This is a genomic window from Streptomyces sp. NPDC045021, from assembly GCF_056432645.1.
The window spans coordinates 751,484-767,849 of sequence record NZ_JBWKIQ010000002.1 but is presented as its reverse complement, the minus strand read 5'-3'; the positions used below and the strand labels follow the sequence as shown (position 1 = coordinate 767,849).

Sequence of the window (16,366 nt, the reverse complement as noted above, 5' to 3'; positions counted from 1 at the left end):
GGCACGACAGGCACACGGGAGCATGCGCGCGTACGGCGCGTGAACGTCGACCGGCCGACCACCGACGCGTCAGCGCGACTCGCGGCGGGCGTCGCGGGCTCGGCGCAGCCGGTTGACGGTGACCGGGTCGTGGGCGAGTGCCCGGGGGTCGTCGAGGAGCGCGTTGAGGAGCTGGTAGTAGCGGGTGGCCGACATGCCCAGCCGCTCCCTGATGGCGCGTTCCTTCGCCCCGGGCCCCGCCCAGGTGCGGGCGGCGAGGTCGAGGACGGCCCGGTCCTGGCCGGTCAGGCTCTCGCTCTCCACCCGCGTCTCCTCAACGTGACCCGTGACTACTTGACCTTCTCCGCGGCGTCCTGGGTCTCGGCGAAGCGCTGCAGATCGCTGAGGATGGTCTTGGGATCGCCGTGCACGGCGGTGCCGAGGACCTTCTTCATCTGGTCGCTGACCGGTCCCCAGGAGTTCTTGTTCACAGGGTAGAACTGGGCGGACGGCAGCAGGTCGATGAACTTGATGAGGTCCTTGTCCTTGGGCTCCTTGCGCATCGCCTCCATCGCCGAGTTGGTCACGGGCAGCAGCCCGTACTCGTCGAGGAACTTGATCGAGTTCTCCGGGCTGTAGGAGAACTGCAGGAACTTGCCGATCTCGCCGCGGTGGCCGTTCTGCTTGAAGGCCATCATCCAGTCGGCGACGCCGAGCGTCTCGGCGATCCGGCCGCCCTTGCCGGGGATCTGCACGGCCTTGACCTTGATGCCCTTGGCGAGGGCCTGCTTGAGCAGCGTCGGGTGACCGTTGATCATGCCCGCCTTGCCGGCCAGGAAGGCGTCGAAGACGTTGCGGCGGTTGATCTTGGCGGGGTCGCCGCCGGTGAGGCCGGGCTGGACAAGCTTGTCCTTGAGCCACTGGAAGGCTTCGGCGTTCGCCTGGGAGTCGAGGGTGTAGCCGCCGACGGTGTCGGTGTACGAGCCCTGGTTGCCGAGCATCCACATCAGGGACTCGGCCTGCGCCTCCTCGGGACCGAGCGGCAGCCCGTACGGCATCTTGACGCCGTGGTCCTTCAGCTTGATCGCGTCGGCCTCGATGTCGTCCCAGGTATTGGGGGCGTCCTTGATGCCCGCGTCGTCGAACAGCGTCTGGTTGTAGAAGAACATCCGGGAGCTGGAGACGAAGGGGATGCCGTACTGGGTGCGGTTCTGCTCACCCGCGGCGGCGAGGGACGGGATGAAGTCGGCCTGGGTGCTGATCGGGAACAGCTCGTCGGCGCTGTACAGCTGGCCCTTGGCCGCGAAGGCGGCGTAGGAGCCTATCTGGGCTATGTCCGGCGCCTGGCCGGCCTTGACCATGTCGGCGACCTTGGTGTCGACGTGGTCCCAGTCGACGACCTGGATGTCCATCTTGATGCCGGGGTTCTTGGCCTCGAAGGCGCGCCCGAGCTCGTCCCAGTACTTCTTGGAGCTGGTGGCCGCGTCGGTGCCGTAGTCGGCCGCGACCATGTGCAGCGTGACATCGCCGCCGAGGGCGGAGCTGCCGCCGCATCCACTGAGTGTCGTCAGAGCCAGCGCTGCCGCGATACCCGCTGCCGCCGTGCCCAGGAGTCGTCGCCGGTGCACCGTTGTCCTACCGCCTTCATCCGCTTCATGCGCCCGCCCCCGCGCGTTTCCCGGGGGCGTCAAGTGCCCGAGTCTGCCCGCGCTGCCCACCCAAGGTCTACACCACGGCTGTCTCGCTTCGGCAACGCCCTTCGTTTAGGCCGGGGACAGAAGGGATGTAACCGCGCAGACAAGGCGATTCACCCGTTCGCGAAGGGTGATCTTCATGGCGTAAGTGGACTAGACCTTTCCCTGGGTAGAGGGGACACTGTCCTGCGTGAGACACGTCATCGCGCTCGATGTGGGCGGTACCGGAATGAAGGCCGCCCTGGTCGGGGAGGACGGCACGCTTCTGCACGAGGCCCGCCGTCCGACCGGACGGGAACGCGGCCCCGAGGCCGTGGTCGCCACCATCCTCGGCTTCGCCGCCGACCTACGGGACCACGGGATCCGCGAGTACGGCGAACCCGCCGCCGCGGCCGGCGTCGCCGTGCCCGGAATCGTGGACGACACGGCGGGCATCGCCGTCTACGCCGCCAACCTCGGCTGGCGCGACGTACCGCTGCGCGCGCTGGTCTCCGAACGGCTCGGCGGCATCCCCGTCGCCCTCGGGCACGATGTGCGCACCGGCGGTCTCGCCGAGGGCCGCATCGGTGCGGGCAACGGCGCCGACCGGTTCTTCTTCCTCCCGCTGGGCACCGGCATCGCGGGCGCCATCGGCATCGACGGCCGCATCGAGGCGGGTGCGCACGGCTACGCGGGCGAGATCGGTCACATCGTCGTCCGCCCCGGCGGACCCCTGTGCGGCTGCGGCCAGCGCGGCTGTCTGGAGACGCTGGCCTCCGCCTCCGCCGTCTCCCGCGCCTGGGCGGCCGCCCTGGGCGATCAGGCCACCGACAACACGTCCGCCGCCGACTGCGCCAAGGCCGTCGAATCCGGCGACCCGCGCGCGCTGGCCGTATGGCGTGAGGCGATCGACGCGCTCGCCGACGGGCTGGTCACCGGCCTCACTCTTCTGGACCCCAGGGTCCTCATCATCGGCGGCGGTCTGGCCGAAGCTGGGGACACACTCTTCGGCCCGCTGCGCGCGGCGGTCGAGGAACGCATCACGTTCCAGAAGCTCCCGCTCATCGTCCCCGCGGCCCTCGGGGACACCGCCGGATGCCTGGGCGCGGGTCTGCTCGCCTGGGATCTTCTCTCCGTGGAGGTAACCGCCTGATGGCCCCCGTAACGACAACGCAGCGCACGGTACTGACCGGTGCCCGTGTGGTGCTGCCGTCCGGCGTGGTGGAGAACGGCCGGGTGACCGTCGACGGCGGCCGGATCGTGGCCGACGAGGCCGCGGAGGCCGGCACCCTCGATCTCAGCGGCCACACGGTCGTTCCCGGCTTCGTCGACATCCACAACCACGGCGGCGGCGGGGCGTCCTTCACCTCGGGGACCGCGGAGGAGATCCTCACCGGCGTCCGCACTCACCGCGAGCACGGCACGACCACCGTCGTCGCGTCGACCGTCACCGGCGAGATGGACGTCCTGGCGCAGCGCGCGGCGCTGCTCTCCGAGCTCGTCGAGCAGGGCGATCTGGCCGGCATCCACTTCGAGGGCCCGTTCATCTCGCCCTGCCGCAAGGGCGCGCACATGGAGTCGCTGCTGCGCGACCCCGACCCGGCCGAGGTCCGCAAGCTCATCGACGCGGCCCGCGGCACCGCCAAGATGGTCACCCTCGCCACCGAACTGCCCGGCGGCCTGGACTCGGTGCGGCTGCTCGTCGAGCACGGCGTGATCGCCGCCATCGGCCACACGGACGCGACGTACGAGCAGACGATCGAGGCCATCGAGGCGGGCGCGACCGTCGCCACGCATCTGTTCAACGCCATGCCCACGCTCAACCACCGTGCCCCCGGCCCGATCGCGGCGCTGCTGGAGGACGAGCGGATCACCGTCGAGCTGATCAACGACGGCACGCATCTGCACCCCGCCGTGCTGGAACTCGCCTTCGGCAGCGCGGGCGCGGACCGGGTCGCGTTCATCACCGACGCGATGGACGCGGCCGGCTTCGGGGACGGGAACTACGACCTCGGCCCGATGAAGGTCGAGGTCAGGGACGGTGTCGCCCGGCTCGTCGAGAACGGCTCCATCGCCGGCTCGACGCTCACCCTGGACACCGCCTTCAAGCGCGCGCTGACCATCGACAAGCTGTCGCTGGAGGACACCGTGCAGGCGATCTCGGCCAATCCGGCGCGGCTGCTCGGCCAGTACGACCGCATCGGCTCGCTGGAGACCGGCAAGGACGCGGACCTGGTGGTGCTCAACGCCTCGTACGACCTGGTCGGTGTGATGCGCAAGGGCGAGTGGGTCGTCCGGCCCTCCTGAGGCCGCCAGGACGACTTCACGACGGCGGTTCGCCACCCCCTGGGCGGGCCGCCGTTCCTTTGCCATCATCTACGCGTGATCATCACCGTCACGCCGAACGCCGCACTGGACATCACCTACCGCGTTCCGCGCCTGCTACCGCACACCACCCACCGGGTCTCGGAGCCCGTCGAGCGGCCCGGCGGCAAGGGGATCAACGTCGCCCGGGTGCTCGCCGCGCTCGGCCACCACGCCGTCGTGACGGGCTTCGTGGGCGGCTCCACCGGGGAGGTGCTGCGCGAACGGCTCGCCGGGCTCGGCACCGTGCGGGACGCGCTCGTGCCGATCAAGGGCACAACGCGCCGCACCATCGGCGTCGTCGACGACGCGACCGGCGACTCCACCATGTTCAACGAGGCCGGTCCCACCGTCGGCGCGGACGAGTGGGCCACGTTCCTCACCGGCTACCGCGAGTTGCTGGCCGGGGCCTCCGCCGTCGCCCTGTGCGGCAGCCTGCCGCCCGGCCTGCCGGTGGGCTCGTACGCGGAGCTGATCCGCGAGGCCCGCACCGCGGGGGTGCCCGTCCTGCTGGACACCAGCGGCGAGCCGCTGCGCCGCGGTCTGGCCGCGCGCCCGGATCTCATCAAGCCCAACCTCGACGAGCTGACCCGGCTCACCGGCTCCACGCAGCCCGCACACGCCGCGGAGGAGGCCCGCAGGCGCGGTGCGCGGGCCGTGGCCGCCTCGCTGGGCGCCGAGGGCATCCTGGCGGTGACGGAGGACGCCGTCTGGCGGGCGGTGCCGCCGGCCCGGCTGTCGGGCAACCCGACGGGCGCCGGCGACTCGGCTGTCGCCGGACTGCTCTCGGGCCTCGTCGAGGGCCTGGACTGGCCGGGGCGGCTGGCTCGCGCGATCGCGCTGTCCGCCGCGACCGTACTGGCGCCCGCGGCGGGCGAGTTCGACCGCGCCGCCTACGAAGAGCTGCTCGGGCGCGTCGAGGTGACCGCCGCCGCGCGCGCTACTTCCTGACTGGGCCTACTTCTTGACCTGGCCTTACTTCTTGACCTGGCCTTCCTTCATCCACACCTGGTCCAGGTTGACGCCGCACTTGTTGCCCGGCGCGCAGGTCAGGGCAAGGGTGTTGGAACCCTGCTTCAGGTCAACCCACACGTACGTGGTGGCCCACGCCTTCGACCAGTCGGTGGTCTTCATGTAGTTGTGCATGTTCACCGGGTTGGTGCGGAGCTTGCCGTTCTCGCTGAGGGTGAGACCGGCGTCCTCGCCCACGTTGCCGAAGCTGATGAACAGCGTGTACGTACCGTCCTTGGGCACGTCGAAGGTGTACGAGGCGCTCGCGCCGACGGTGGTGAAGCCGCCCACGGAGGTGCCGCCCGCCGCCTTGGCGCCCGGCATCGCCGTGGTCTGCGCGGCGCCGCCGGACAGCGACAGCGTGGCGGCGTCCACGACCTTGGAGGCGAACTTGTCGGGGGTGGTGGCGGACTGGCTCGGCGAGGCCGGGGCGCTCGAGGACGGCGGGGTGGACGGCTTGTCCGTCGCGTTGTCCTTCTTGCCGCCGCCCTGCGTCATCGCGAAGCCGATGCCGATGGCGACCGCCACGACCACCGCGATGGCGCCGATCATCAGCCCCTTGCGGTTCGGACCCTGCGACCCGCCGCCGTCACCGCTGCCGCCGCCGTGCGGCGCGTACTGCGTCTGCTGCTGCGTGTACTGGGGCGGCTGTGCCTGCTGGGGCGGCTGCTGCGCATAGCCCTGGTCGTAGCCGGGCTGCGGCTGGGGCTGCTGCGGCGGGTAGCCGTAGCCGCCCTGCTGCGGCGGGCGGCGCTCGCCGACCCGCTGGACCTGGTTGTACGACGTGCGTGGCACGCCCGGCTGTGCCACCGTCGCGCCCTCTGGGGCCGCCCCGGAACTCTCGCCCTCGCCGCCCTCCGAGCGGTAGAGGTACGCGAAGGGGTCGTCGTTCTCAGAGGCGCCGTTATTGCCGGCCGTCATCCGCAGTTCACTCCCTAATTGCACATGCCCATCGCGGCGCGGTGCACCCATGGCTCATGATCGATTAGTCCGCGGCGCGGTCACAAGGCCTGCGCTCTCGCTTCCGCAGCGTCGCGGGCGGACATGTTTGACCCACGAAACCCTACCCGGGTCGGAGGACTGCCCGCTCTGGCCTTCGACGCATCACCCGGTCGTTCCGGTTCCCCTGTGACGGGACACACGTCCTACGGTGGTCCCGTGATCGACGACGAGGGCTCCGAATGGCCGGGCTGGCGGGACGCCACAGAACGCGCCCTCTACGGCCCCGGAGGCTTCTTCGTGCGGGAACGGCCCGCCGCGCACTTCCGCACCTCCGTACACGCCTCTCCGCTCTTCGCACGGGCCGTCGCCGAACTGCTGCTGCGGGTGGACGAGGCGCTGGGCGCGCCGGACCGGCTGGCACTCGTGGACGTCGGCGCGGGCTCCGCCGAACTGCTGACGGGCGTCCTGGACGTCCTGCCGGACGAGGTGGGCACACGGGTCGCGCCGTACGCCGTCGAGCGCTCCGCGCGCCCCGCCGGGCTCGACGACCGCATCGGCTGGGCCGCCGCCCCGCCCCGGGGCGTGCGCGGGCTGCTGTTCGCCAATGAATGGCTCGACAACATCCCCGTCGACATCGCCGAGACCGACGGGGCGGGCGAGCCGCGCTACGTCCTCGTCCGCCCCGCCGACGGCCGGGAACGCCCCGGCGGACCGCTGCGCGCCGAGGACGCGGCGTGGCTGCGGCGCTGGTGGCCGATTGCCGGGACGCCCGGCGCCCGCGCCGAGATCGGACTCCCACGCGACGCCGCCTGGGCGGCGGCCGCCGGTTCGCTGGACGCCGGGCTCGCCGTCGCCGTCGACTACGCCCACGAACGGGCCGCGCGGCCCCCGTACGGCACCCTCACCGGCTTCCGCGACGGCCGCGAGGTGCCGCCGGTGCCGGACGGCTCCTGCGACCTCACCTCGCACGTCGCGCTGGACGCCGTCGGCGGCGGCGCCCCTCTCGTCACCCAGCGCGCCGCCCTGCGGGCCCTGGGCGTCTCCGGGGCCCGCCCGCCGCTCGCCCTGGCCTCCAGCGACCCCCGCGGCTATCTGCGCGGCCTCGCCGCGGCGGGCGAGGCGGCCGAACTGATCGACCCCGGCGGCCTCGGCGCCTTCCGCTGGCTGGCCACCCCCGTCGGCGACGCCTGCCACGGCCTGCTGCCGACGGAGCCGGCCGCGGGGTGACGCGACCGGTCGCCCCCAAGCGGGGCCGGAGGGCGGGCTGACAGAATGCCGTCCATGACGGAGACCACGATCGGCATCGGCGGCCAGGCCGAGGGCACCGACATGGTGCTGAACATCGGCCCCCAGCACCCCTCCACGCACGGAGTGCTGCGGTTGCGGATCGTGCTGGACGGCGAGCGGATCATCACCGCGGAACCCGTCGTCGGCTACATGCACCGCGGCGCGGAGAAGCTGTTCGAGGCGCGGGACTACCGGCAGATCATCATGCTCGCCAACCGTCACGACTGGCTGTCGGCGTTCTCCAACGAGCTGGGCGTCGTGATGGCCGTCGAGCGGATGCTGGGCATGGAGGTCCCGGAGCGCGCGGTGTGGACGCGGACGCTCCTGGCCGAGCTGAACCGGGTGCTCAACCACCTGATGTTCCTCGGCTCGTACCCCCTGGAGCTGGGCGGCATCACCGCCGTGTTCTACGCGTTCCGGGAACGCGAGGAGCTGCAGAACGTCATGGAGGAGATCTCCGGCGGCCGGATGCACTACATGTTCAACCGCGTCGGCGGCCTCAAGGAGGACCTGCCGAACGGCTGGCTCGGCCGCGCCCGGCACGCCATCGCGCAGGTCAGGTCACGGATGGGCCGCTTCGACGACCTGGTCCTGGGCAATGAGATCTTCCGCGGCCGCACCCGCGGTGTCGGCACGCTGTCGGCCGAGGCGGTGCACGGCTTCGGCGTCAGCGGGCCGATCGCGCGCGCGTCGGGCGTCGACTTCGACCTGCGCCGCGACGAGCCGTACCTGGCCTACGCGGAGCTGCAGGACACCCTGAAGGTCGTCACCCGCACCGAGGGCGACTGCCTGGCCCGCTTCGAGGTGCTGCTCGCGCAGACCCACAACGCGCTGGACCTGGCGGACGCCTGCCTCGACCGGCTCGGCGAACTGCCGCAGGGCCCGATCAACCAGCGGCTGCCGAAGGTGCTGAAGGCGCCGGAGGGCCACACCTACGCGTGGACCGAGAACCCGCTGGGCCTGAACGGCTACTACCTGGTCTCCAAGGGCGAGAAGACCCCGTACCGGCTCAAGCTGCGCTCGGCGTCGTACAACAACATCCAGGCGCTGACGGTGCTGCTGCCCGGCACCCTGATCGCGGACATGGTGGCGATCCTGGGCTCGATGTTCTTCGTCGTCGGCGACGTCGACAAGTAGCCGGCGGGGGCCGGCGACAGGACCGGCCCGTCAGGACGAGTGCGCCCGCAGGCCGCTGACGTCGATCTGCTCGGTCTCGTCGTGCTCGGTGAGATCGATGACCTCGGCCGCGAGCTGCGCCTCGTGCTCCGCGTAGGCCTCCTCGCCGACGACGTCGGCGAGGTCCTCGTGCGCGGCGTCGGACTTCTGGGTCCCGAAGAAGTCGAAGCCGCCGAGCGCGCGGCTGGCGGAACCGGCGCGGTGCGGCTTCGCGTAGGGCAGTACGGCGGCGGCCACGGCCGGGATGAGGCGGTGCTCGCGGATCGGCAGGCTGCCGGCGGGCCGGGGGGCCGGGGACTCCGGGCGGGTGTGCGTCTCGGCCGGCTCGGCGGACTCGGCCGCGGCGTGCCGCCCCTGGGGCTCGTCGTCACTGGTGCCGTCGGCGCCGGCGGCCGCGGAGTCGCGGCGCCTGGCCTCCTCGACGGTGCGCAGGGCCTGCTGGCGGGCGGCGTTGCGGCCGAGGTTGAGCAGCGCCTCATCGGCTTTCCGGAACGCGGCCGGGCCGATGAACGAGGCGGCGATGGCCAGCGGGGTCTTGGCGGCTTCCAGCGCGAGCTGGCGGCGGCCTTCGAGGGCGCGGGCCCGCTCGCTCTCGGCGGTGGCGTAGCGGCGGAGCAGATCGGCGTGTTCGGTGCGCAGCCGGGCCAGCTCGGCGCGCTTGGCGCTGAGCTGGGTGTCCAGGCGCACGCGCAGCTCGCGGGACTCGTCGAGGTCCGTCTCGAGCTCGGCTATGCGCTCGTCGGCATGCCATTCGTCACGGGCGCGGGCGGTGGTGAGGTCGGCGACCCGGCGGCCGGCCGCACGGTCCCACGTACGTGCCATGACCGCGCCGCCGCAGGCGGCCGCGGCCGCTGCCGCGACGACCGCGCGCAGCACCATCGGATCGGAGCTGATCCAGGCGGCGGCGACGCAGGCCACCGCGGACCCGGCCAGCGTCAGCGGGGGCAGCAGCCGGTGCAGCGGGGGTGAATGGCGGTGGCGTCCTCGTGGCATGGCTCGAAACTAGCGTGCGAATGGGACGCGTGGGGCCCGGGGTCCGATTTATCGCCGTCTCCCCGGCAATGGATGGCGCGATGAATACGGAGGGCATCCGGATCAACACCATGTGTTTCCGCAATGCCCTCCGTACCCCGCCCTGTCCCGTTATGGATCTTGGCGTTGCGGGCCGGCCGCGCCGGGCCGGCCGGCGGCGTCAGCTCTTGATCAGACCCTTGGACTTCAGGTACTCGGCGGCGACGTCGGCCGGCTTCTGGCGCTCCGCGTCGACCTTCTTGTTGAGGTCGGTGAGATCGGCGGTGGTGAGCGCCTTGGTGAGCTTTCCGAGGACGGTGGCGATATCGGCCGCGCCGGCGTCCTTCGCATTCACCACGGGGAGCAGGTTGTCCGCGTTCTGCAGCTTCTTGTCGTCCTCGAGGAGTACCAGGTTGAACTGGTCGAGCGTGGCGTCCGTGGTCGTGGTCAGCACCAGCTGGTCGGTGCCGTCCTTGACGGCCTGCTTGGACTGGACGGTGCCGACGCCCTTGGGGTCGATACCGGTGATGTCGATGCCGTACTTGCTCTTCAGACCCGGGGAGCAGAAGGGCCGGTCGGGGCATTCGTCGCCGGCGGCCAGCTTGACCGGGATCTTGGCGGCGCCCAGGTCGCTCAGGGTCTTCAGCTTGTGCTCGGTGGCGAAGTCCTTGTTGACGGCGAAGGCGTTCTGGTCGATGGCCGGACCGGCTTCGAGGACCTTCAGGCCCTTGGGCTCGGCGAAGGTGGTGAGCGCCTTCACCGTCGCCGCCACATCGGCGGACGCGACCGGGGCCGCCTTGGGGCCGTTCTGCTTGGTGTTGAAGTATTCGGCGAGCGTGGCCGCGTACTCCGGAACGATGTCGATCTGCCCCTTTTCCAGGGCCGGTTCGTAAAGCTCGCGGTTCTTGAGCGTCTGTACCGAGGTGGAGTAGCCGGCGTCCTTGAGGATCTGCGCGTAGAGCTCGGCGAGCACCGTGCTCTCGGTGAATCCGGCGGAGCCGATCACCAGCGAGCCCTTCTTCTCCCCGGACGACGGGGAGGCGCTGTTGGAGCCGGACTTCTCCAGGCTGTCGCCACCGCAGCCCGTGACGCCGGTGAGGAGCAGTGCGGCGGCAGCGGCCACCATCGTGACGCGCAGCGTCGGGTTCATCGGTTCTCCATCCACAGTGCAGGAAAATTCATGGGGTTCAGGGAGTAGCGGGGGTCGAGGCGGGGACAACGCTGCCGGCACGGGGTCGGCGACGGCGCCGCATCGGATCGAGCAACCACTGCAGCGCGATGAAGATTCCCTCGATCAGCAGGGCCAGTCCTGCCACCAGCACCGCTCCCGCCACCACCTGCGCGGTGATCTGCCGGTTGAAGCCGGCCGTGATGATCCGGCCGAGGCCGCCGCCGCCCGCCATGGCGGCGATGGTCGCGGTGGCCACCACCTGGACCGCAGCGGACCGCACGCCCGTCCAGATCAGCGGAAAGGCCAGCGGCAGTTCGATGCGGAACATCAACTGACTTCCCGTCATCCCCATGCCGCGGGCGGCCTCGACGACATCACGGTCGGCCTCGCGCATGCCGACGTAGGCGTTGGTCATCAGCGGCGGCACGGCGAACAGCACCAGCGCGATGATGGTCGGCCAGTCGCTGTCCGAGCCCATCGCGAACATCAGCAGGACGAGGATCGCGAACGTGGGCACCGCGCGGCCCACGTTGGAGATGTTCACCGCGATGGCCCCGCCCTTGCCGAGGTGGCCGAGGACGATGGCGATCGGCAGGGCGATCAGACAGGCCAGGGCCAGGCAGACGACGGTGAAGTACACATGCTCGCCGAGCCGGTGCCACACCCCGTCCGTGCCGTTCCAGTTGGCGCTGTCGTTCAGCCAGTCCCAGGCTCCGGATACCGCGTTCATCAGGCCGCCTTCCTGCTCCGCGCCCACGGGGTGAGCAGCCACTGCACACCCAGCAGCAGCACGTCGGCCGCGATGGCGATGGCCACGCAGATCACCGAGGCGGTGAGCACCTGCGCCTTGAAGATGGTGTCGATGCCGGTGTAGATGAGGTTGCCGAGGCCGCCGTAGTTGATGATCGCGCCGACGGTGGTCAGCGCCACCGTCGAGACGGTGGCGATCCGCAGGCCGGCCATCAGCGCGGGGAGCGACAGCGGCAGTTCCACGGCGAACAGCAGTCGCAGCGGCCCGTATCCCATCCCGCGGGCGGCCTCTCTCACGTCCTCGGGCACGGATTCCAGGCCGGCCATGATGTTGCGCACCAGAATGGTCAGGGAGTAGAGCACCAGGCCCGTGACGACGACGGCCGGGGAGATGCCGAAGACCGGCAGCAGCAGCGAGAACATGGCCAGCGAGGGCACCGTGTACAGAACGGTGGAGAGCCCGAGCACGGGGCCCGCCAGGGGCCGCCAGCGCCGCGCGATCAACGCCACCGGGAACGCGATGAGCAGCCCGAGGGCCACCGACACCGCTGTGATCCACAGGTGCTGGACGGTGGCATCGGTCAGCTCATGACTGCGCGTGCGCAGGTATTCACCACAGATCCAGTCGTTGGATACCAGACAGTTCCGCTTGGCCATGCCCCTCACCTCCCCCCGCTCCGGTCCGTACATTCGTCCGACAACAGCCCTACAGTCGTCGCGTGGCCCGACCCTATCCGGCACCTGTGACAATCCGGCCGGTCCGCCATGCAGCCGCAATACTCCCGCCACAATTCCGGGCCGGAACTCGGGAAGAGTACGGTCTTGAGAACCCGTCAGTGAGGATTCCAGGCACCGATGATCCGATTCGAGAACGTCACCAAGCGGTACCCGGACGGCACGACCGCCGTCGACGACCTGTCGTTCGAGGTCGCCGAAGGTGAACTGGTCACGCTGGTGGGGCCGTCCGGCTGCGGCAAGACGACGACCATGAAGATGGTCAACCGGCTCATCGAACCGACCTCGGGACGGATCCTGGTGGACGGCGAGGACATCGCCTCCATCGACCCGGTGAAGCTGCGCCGCCGGATCGGCTACGTCATCCAGCAGGTCGGCCTGTTCCCGCACAAGAGCGTGCTGGAGAACACCGCGACCGTGCCCGCGCTGCTCGGCTGGAAGCGCGGCAGGGCCCGTGAGCGCGCCGCCGAACTCCTGGACCTGGTCGGCCTCGACCCGTCCGTCTACGGCGACCGCTACCCCGACCAGCTCTCCGGCGGGCAGCGGCAGCGGGTCGGGGTGGCACGCGCGCTGGCCGCGGACCCGCCGGTGCTGCTGATGGACGAGCCCTTCGGCGCCGTCGACCCCGTGGTGCGCGAGCGGCTGCAGTCGGAGTTCCTGAAGCTGCAGGCCACCGTCCGCAAGACCGTGCTGTTCGTGACGCACGACATAGAAGAGGCGGTCAGGCTCGGCGACCGGATCGCGGTCTACGGCGAGGGCCGTATCGAGCAGTACGACACGCCCGCGACCGTGTTGGGCGCGCCCGCCACCCCGTACGTCGCCGACTTCGTCGGTGCCGACCGCGGGCTCAAGCGGCTGTCGGTGACCGAGATCCAGCCCGCCGACCTGGAACAGCCGCCCACCGTACGGCTCGACGACCCGGTGGACACCGCCGCCGCGCGCATGCGCGCGGAGGGCTCCCGCTGGGCGGTCGTCCTGGACGCGAAGGGCGCGCTGCACGGCTGGATCACCGTGGACGCGCTGCTCGGCAAGGGCTCCACGGTCCGTGACCACGCCCGCCGCATGGAGGCGTGGGTGCCGATCGGCGCGACGCTCAAGCAGGCGTTCAGCGCCATGCTGCAGTACGACGCGGGGTGGATCGCCGTCGTCGACGGCGATCACTTCCTCGGCGTGCTCACCCCGGCACGGCTGCACGAAGCGCTGCGCCGCTCGATCGACGCGGACGCGCACGGCGCGGACCGCGCCGACGTCACGATCGAGTCGATCGAGCGGGCCGGCTAGGGCCCGTCCGGACAGGCGCTAGGAGTTGGGGCCGGCCGGCGGGATCACGGGCAGTCCCGCGGCGCGCCACGCCTGGAATCCGCCGTCCAGGTCCGTGGCGCGGTGCAGGCCCAGGTCCTGCAGGGAGGCCGCGGCGAGGCTGGAGGCGTACCCCTCGTTGCAGATCACCACGACCGTCAGGTCGTGACCGGTCGCCTCCGGCAGCCGGTGGTCGCCGAGCGGGTCCAACCGCCACTCCAGTTCGTTGCGCTCCACGACGAGCGCGCCGGGGATGAGCCCGTCCCGGTCGCGCAGCGCCGCGTAGCGGATGTCGACCAGGACGGCGCCGTTCGCGGCGGCCTCGGCGGCGGCCGGCGCGTCGAGGCGGTCCAGGCGGGTCCTGACGCGCTCCAGATGGTCGTCGATGCTGCGGGCGGCGGGGTCGGTCACCAGGTCTCCGGGTGTTCCACGACATCGAGCCGCAGGGTGCGGCCGTCGCGGAGGTAGCGGCGGATCAGCGGCAGGGGCGGGTAGTAGGCGTGCACGGAGATCGCGTGCCGCTCGTCGGAGCGGTTGACGACCTGGTGCACATGGTTGCGGCCGAAGGCGCGCCCCCTGCCGGCCGGCAGGGAGCGGGTGCGGTCCAGGCCCTCTGCCAGTTCGAGTGAGCTCCAGCCCTCCGACGGCAGCGGCACCGCGAGGGAGTCCTCGGTCAGCTCGCCGCCCGCGGTCACGAAGGCGCCGTACGAGCCGCCGTGGTCGTGCCAGCCGGTCTCGGTGCCGGGCGGCCAGCCCAGCAGCCAGGCCTCGGCTCCGCCGGGGCCCTCCAGCCGGATCCAGGTGCGGTCCAGCGGGTCGAGCGCCAGTTGGGCGACCTTCTCCGGGTCGGCGGCGACGGAGCGGACGAAGTCGAGCAGCTCGGCCGCCGTGGGTGCGGCGGCATGCGCGGGAGCCGGGGCCGGTTCGGACAGCACGGCCGTGGCGGCGGGCGCGGAAAGGGATCCGGAAGGGGATGTCGAAGGGGATGCGGAAACAAGCGCTGGTGCGGACAACAGGACCACCCGGGAGGGAGGCGCCGGCACGGCACTGCGCCGTCCGGAAACGGACGGCGGCGGCAGGCTACGGCGCGGAGGTGAGCGGGGAGGCGGGGTTCAGCGTGAACCCGGACACACGCAGCCCGCGTACCGGACGAGGTCCAGGTGCACTCGCCGGTGAAGTCGCCGTCCGATACCACTCACATCGAAGACTGAATCACGCCACCCTCGAGGCGGTCAACATTTGGGCTCGCGTCTCAGATGCCGGGCGCGGTGTCTTCCGGATCCTCGGGAAGCTTGCAGACCCGCTCCAGGAAGATCGCCGCGGCGACGACCGCGAGACCGGCCAGCACCGCGAAGCCCGCGTAGACCGCCTGGTCCCGGCGCGGCGGAACGTCGAACTGGTACATCAGCAGGAAGACGCCGGCGCCGCCGTACATCCCGGCGACCAGCGCGGCCACCAGCGCGCTCGCCTGGCCGAAGACCACCGCGCGGGCCGCCAGCAGCGGGTCGACGCCCTTGGCGCCGGGGACGCGGTCGCGCTGGGCGCGCAGCCGGGTCCGCAGCGACAGCGCGGTCGCGGTGAGCACCGCCGCGATCAGCGCGAGCACGATGGGCGCGGCCAGCGGGACGCTCGGCAGCGTGCCGAGCGAGTCCCACAGCTTGGCCCCGGCCCAGGAGAGCACCCCCGCCACCGCGAACAGCCCCAGCAGCGTTCTGATGCGCAGCGCCTTCACCGAGTGTTCGCCCCTCACATGGTTCATCTGCCGGTTGTCGTCGTGCTCGTGGTGCGGTCGGCGCCGGTGGCGCCCGCCTGCCCGACCGCTTAACGCTTATTCGGGCAGCCGGAGTTCCACATCGCCGCGGGCCTGCACGCCTTCGTTGCCGACCGCCGCCAGCAACTCTGCCACCTCGCCGTGGCCGGGGAGCTCCGCCGACGGGTCAACATCGTGCCAGGGCGCGAGAACGAAGGCCCGCTGGTGTGCGCGCGGGTGCGGCAGCGTCAGGTCGGGATCGGCGGAGACGATGCCCTGGTAGGCAACGATGTCCACGTCGATGGTGCGCGGGCCCCAGCGCTCGGTGCGGACCCGCAGGAACGCTTCCTCGATGGCCTGGCCGCGTTCGAGCAGGGAGGACGGCGGCAGCGTGGTCTTCACCAGCACCACCGCGTTGAAGTAGTTGGCCTGGCTGCCGGGCTCGACGCCCCACGGCTCGGTCTCGTAGACCGGCGAGATCGCCTTGACGCGCACGCCGGGAGTGTCCTCCAGCGCGTCGATGGCGCCCTGCAGGGTCTCCAGCCGGTTGCCCAGGTTGCTGCCCAGCGCGATCACGGCCCGCTGGGGGTTGTGCAGCGTCGTGTCGGCGGCATCGACCTGCGCCACCACGGACGGGTGTACGGGCTGCACGGTGGGGTCGGGACTCACGGGCGCCTCCGGGTGATGGTGATGGTCACGTCGTCGAACGGAACGGTGATCGGGGCGTCCGGCTTGTGCACGGTGACCTCGACCTCCTGGACTGCCTCGTGCTTGAGGCACTGGTCGGCGATGCGCTGGGCGAGGGTCTCGATCAGGTCGACCGGCTCGCCCTTGACGACATCCACGACCTCTTCGGCCACCACGCCGTAGTGGACGGTCTTCGTCAGGTCGTCCCCGGCCGCGGCAGGAGCCGTGTCCAGGCCGAGCACCAGGTCCACGACGAAGGTCTGGCCCTCCTCGCGCTCCCTGGGAAACACGCCGTGGTTACCGCGGGCCTTGAGGCCGCGCAGCGTGACACGATCCACGAGATCACTCCTGCTGAATTGTTCGGACGGACGGGCTGAGTCCCGCCATCTGTACGGGCCCGCCCGGAATCGAATCTACCCGCGACTACCGACAACGCGTGCCGACGGGTTGTCCGGGGCCGGTCCGGCCCAGGTCAGAGCGGGGCGGACTCCAGCCCTTTACCCACGAGCCGGGCCGCTACCCGTCTCCCGG

At 71.2% G+C, this 16,366-nt stretch carries 18 protein-coding genes; 6 read left to right on the top strand and 12 right to left on the bottom strand.

Annotated elements, in window-relative coordinates; all coding sequences use genetic code 11:
- Positions 1–69 precede the first annotated feature (69 nt).
- Positions 70–303: a DUF3263 domain-containing protein gene (locus AC07DC_RS10665; RefSeq protein WP_478913822.1), complete on the bottom strand. Its 234-nt coding sequence runs from the start codon at positions 301–303 to the stop codon at positions 70–72.
- 26 nt (positions 304–329) lie between these two features.
- Positions 330–1,607: an extracellular solute-binding protein gene (locus AC07DC_RS10660; RefSeq protein WP_478913820.1), complete on the bottom strand. Its 1,278-nt coding sequence runs from the start codon at positions 1,605–1,607 to the stop codon at positions 330–332.
- 256 nt (positions 1,608–1,863) lie between these two features.
- On the opposite strand from AC07DC_RS10660, the gene AC07DC_RS10655 reads away from it, so the two are divergent.
- From AC07DC_RS10655 to AC07DC_RS10645, 3 genes are all read left to right on the top strand, one after another.
- Positions 1,864–2,805 (top strand): ROK family protein, encoded by a 942-nt coding sequence (locus tag AC07DC_RS10655; protein ID WP_478913818.1) that lies wholly within the window; start codon positions 1,864–1,866, stop codon positions 2,803–2,805.
- Positions 2,805–3,959 carry an N-acetylglucosamine-6-phosphate deacetylase gene (gene nagA, locus AC07DC_RS10650; RefSeq protein ID WP_478913816.1) on the top strand — a complete coding sequence of 385 codons (1,155 nt, stop codon included), beginning with the start codon at positions 2,805–2,807 and terminating at the stop codon, positions 3,957–3,959. Before AC07DC_RS10655 ends, nagA begins: the two co-directional genes overlap by 1 nt.
- A 75-nt stretch (positions 3,960–4,034) precedes the next feature.
- Positions 4,035–4,967 (top strand): 1-phosphofructokinase family hexose kinase, encoded by a 933-nt coding sequence (locus AC07DC_RS10645; RefSeq protein WP_478913814.1) that lies wholly within the window; start codon positions 4,035–4,037, stop codon positions 4,965–4,967.
- Positions 4,968–4,991: 24 nt separating this feature from the next.
- Here the strand turns inward: AC07DC_RS10645 and AC07DC_RS10640 are convergent, their stop codons facing one another.
- Positions 4,992–5,948 carry a carbohydrate-binding protein gene (locus AC07DC_RS10640; protein ID WP_478913812.1) on the bottom strand — a complete coding sequence of 319 codons (957 nt, stop codon included), beginning with the start codon at positions 5,946–5,948 and terminating at the stop codon, positions 4,992–4,994.
- A 240-nt stretch (positions 5,949–6,188) separates the two neighbouring features.
- Here AC07DC_RS10640 and AC07DC_RS10635 point away from each other — a divergent pair, with 240 nt between their 5' ends.
- Positions 6,189–7,196, top strand: a complete 1,008-nt coding sequence (locus AC07DC_RS10635; protein ID WP_478914114.1) for an SAM-dependent methyltransferase — start codon at positions 6,189–6,191, stop codon at positions 7,194–7,196.
- Positions 7,197–7,241: 45 nt separating this feature from the next.
- A complete protein-coding gene (locus tag AC07DC_RS10630; protein WP_478913810.1) occupies positions 7,242–8,393 on the top strand; it encodes an NADH-quinone oxidoreductase subunit D in 1,152 nt (383 codons plus the stop codon).
- 30 nt (positions 8,394–8,423) lie between these two features.
- On the opposite strand, the gene AC07DC_RS10625 is transcribed toward AC07DC_RS10630, so the two are convergent.
- The 4 genes from AC07DC_RS10625 to AC07DC_RS10610 form a co-directional block, all read right to left on the bottom strand.
- Entirely contained in the window at positions 8,424–9,425 is a 1,002-nt protein-coding gene (locus AC07DC_RS10625; RefSeq protein ID WP_478913808.1) for a hypothetical protein, read from the bottom strand.
- Positions 9,426–9,624: 199 nt separating this feature from the next.
- Positions 9,625–10,569, bottom strand: a complete 945-nt coding sequence (locus tag AC07DC_RS10620; RefSeq protein WP_478914112.1) for an ABC transporter substrate-binding protein — start codon at positions 10,567–10,569, stop codon at positions 9,625–9,627.
- A 61-nt stretch (positions 10,570–10,630) separates the two neighbouring features.
- On the bottom strand, positions 10,631–11,344 hold the full coding sequence (locus AC07DC_RS10615) for an ABC transporter permease (protein ID WP_478913806.1): 714 nt from the start codon (positions 11,342–11,344) through the stop codon (positions 10,631–10,633).
- Positions 11,344–12,021 carry an ABC transporter permease gene (locus AC07DC_RS10610; RefSeq protein WP_478913804.1) on the bottom strand — a complete coding sequence of 226 codons (678 nt, stop codon included), beginning with the start codon at positions 12,019–12,021 and terminating at the stop codon, positions 11,344–11,346. Before AC07DC_RS10610 ends, AC07DC_RS10615 begins: the two co-directional genes overlap by 1 nt.
- 198 nt (positions 12,022–12,219) lie before the next feature.
- On the opposite strand from AC07DC_RS10610, the gene AC07DC_RS10605 reads away from it, so the two are divergent.
- Positions 12,220–13,380, top strand: a complete 1,161-nt coding sequence (locus AC07DC_RS10605; protein ID WP_478913802.1) for a betaine/proline/choline family ABC transporter ATP-binding protein — start codon at positions 12,220–12,222, stop codon at positions 13,378–13,380.
- Positions 13,381–13,398: 18 nt separating this feature from the next.
- Here AC07DC_RS10605 and AC07DC_RS10600 read toward each other — a convergent pair whose 3' ends face one another.
- From AC07DC_RS10600 to folB, 5 genes are all read right to left on the bottom strand, one after another.
- A complete protein-coding gene (locus AC07DC_RS10600) occupies positions 13,399–13,809 on the bottom strand; it encodes a rhodanese-like domain-containing protein (protein WP_478913801.1) in 411 nt (136 codons plus the stop codon).
- Positions 13,806–14,333, bottom strand: coding sequence for a cupin domain-containing protein (locus AC07DC_RS10595; RefSeq protein WP_478913799.1), 528 nt, complete (start codon positions 14,331–14,333; stop codon positions 13,806–13,808). Before AC07DC_RS10595 ends, AC07DC_RS10600 begins: the two co-directional genes overlap by 4 nt.
- A 317-nt stretch (positions 14,334–14,650) precedes the next feature.
- Positions 14,651–15,130, bottom strand: coding sequence for a DUF3180 domain-containing protein (locus AC07DC_RS10590; RefSeq protein ID WP_478914110.1), 480 nt, complete (start codon positions 15,128–15,130; stop codon positions 14,651–14,653).
- A 96-nt stretch (positions 15,131–15,226) separates the two neighbouring features.
- Positions 15,227–15,817: a 2-amino-4-hydroxy-6-hydroxymethyldihydropteridine diphosphokinase gene (gene folK, locus AC07DC_RS10585; RefSeq protein ID WP_478913797.1), complete on the bottom strand. Its 591-nt coding sequence runs from the start codon at positions 15,815–15,817 to the stop codon at positions 15,227–15,229.
- Positions 15,814–16,173 carry a dihydroneopterin aldolase gene (folB, locus tag AC07DC_RS10580; protein WP_138355885.1) on the bottom strand — a complete coding sequence of 120 codons (360 nt, stop codon included), beginning with the start codon at positions 16,171–16,173 and terminating at the stop codon, positions 15,814–15,816. The genes folK and folB overlap by 4 nt, the downstream gene beginning before the upstream one ends.
- Between the last annotated feature and the right edge of the window lie 193 nt (positions 16,174–16,366).

Bases quoted from the DNA above. Each gene is read 5' to 3' on its own strand.
- nagA (WP_478913816.1), top strand. From the start codon at position 2,805: ATGGCCCCCGTAACGACAACGCAGCGCACGGTACTGACCGGTGCCCGT.
- AC07DC_RS10640 (WP_478913812.1), bottom strand. From the start codon at position 5,948: ATGACGGCCGGCAATAACGGCGCCTCTGAGAACGACGACCCCTTCGCG.
- AC07DC_RS10630 (WP_478913810.1), top strand. From the start codon at position 7,242: ATGCCGTCCATGACGGAGACCACGATCGGCATCGGCGGCCAGGCCGAG.
- AC07DC_RS10625 (WP_478913808.1), bottom strand. From the start codon at position 9,425: ATGCCACGAGGACGCCACCGCCATTCACCCCCGCTGCACCGGCTGCTG.
- AC07DC_RS10620 (WP_478914112.1), bottom strand. From the start codon at position 10,569: ATGGTGGCCGCTGCCGCCGCACTGCTCCTCACCGGCGTCACGGGCTGC.
- AC07DC_RS10615 (WP_478913806.1), bottom strand. From the start codon at position 11,344: ATGAACGCGGTATCCGGAGCCTGGGACTGGCTGAACGACAGCGCCAAC.
- AC07DC_RS10610 (WP_478913804.1), bottom strand. From the start codon at position 12,021: ATGGCCAAGCGGAACTGTCTGGTATCCAACGACTGGATCTGTGGTGAA.
- AC07DC_RS10605 (WP_478913802.1), top strand. From the start codon at position 12,220: ATGATCCGATTCGAGAACGTCACCAAGCGGTACCCGGACGGCACGACC.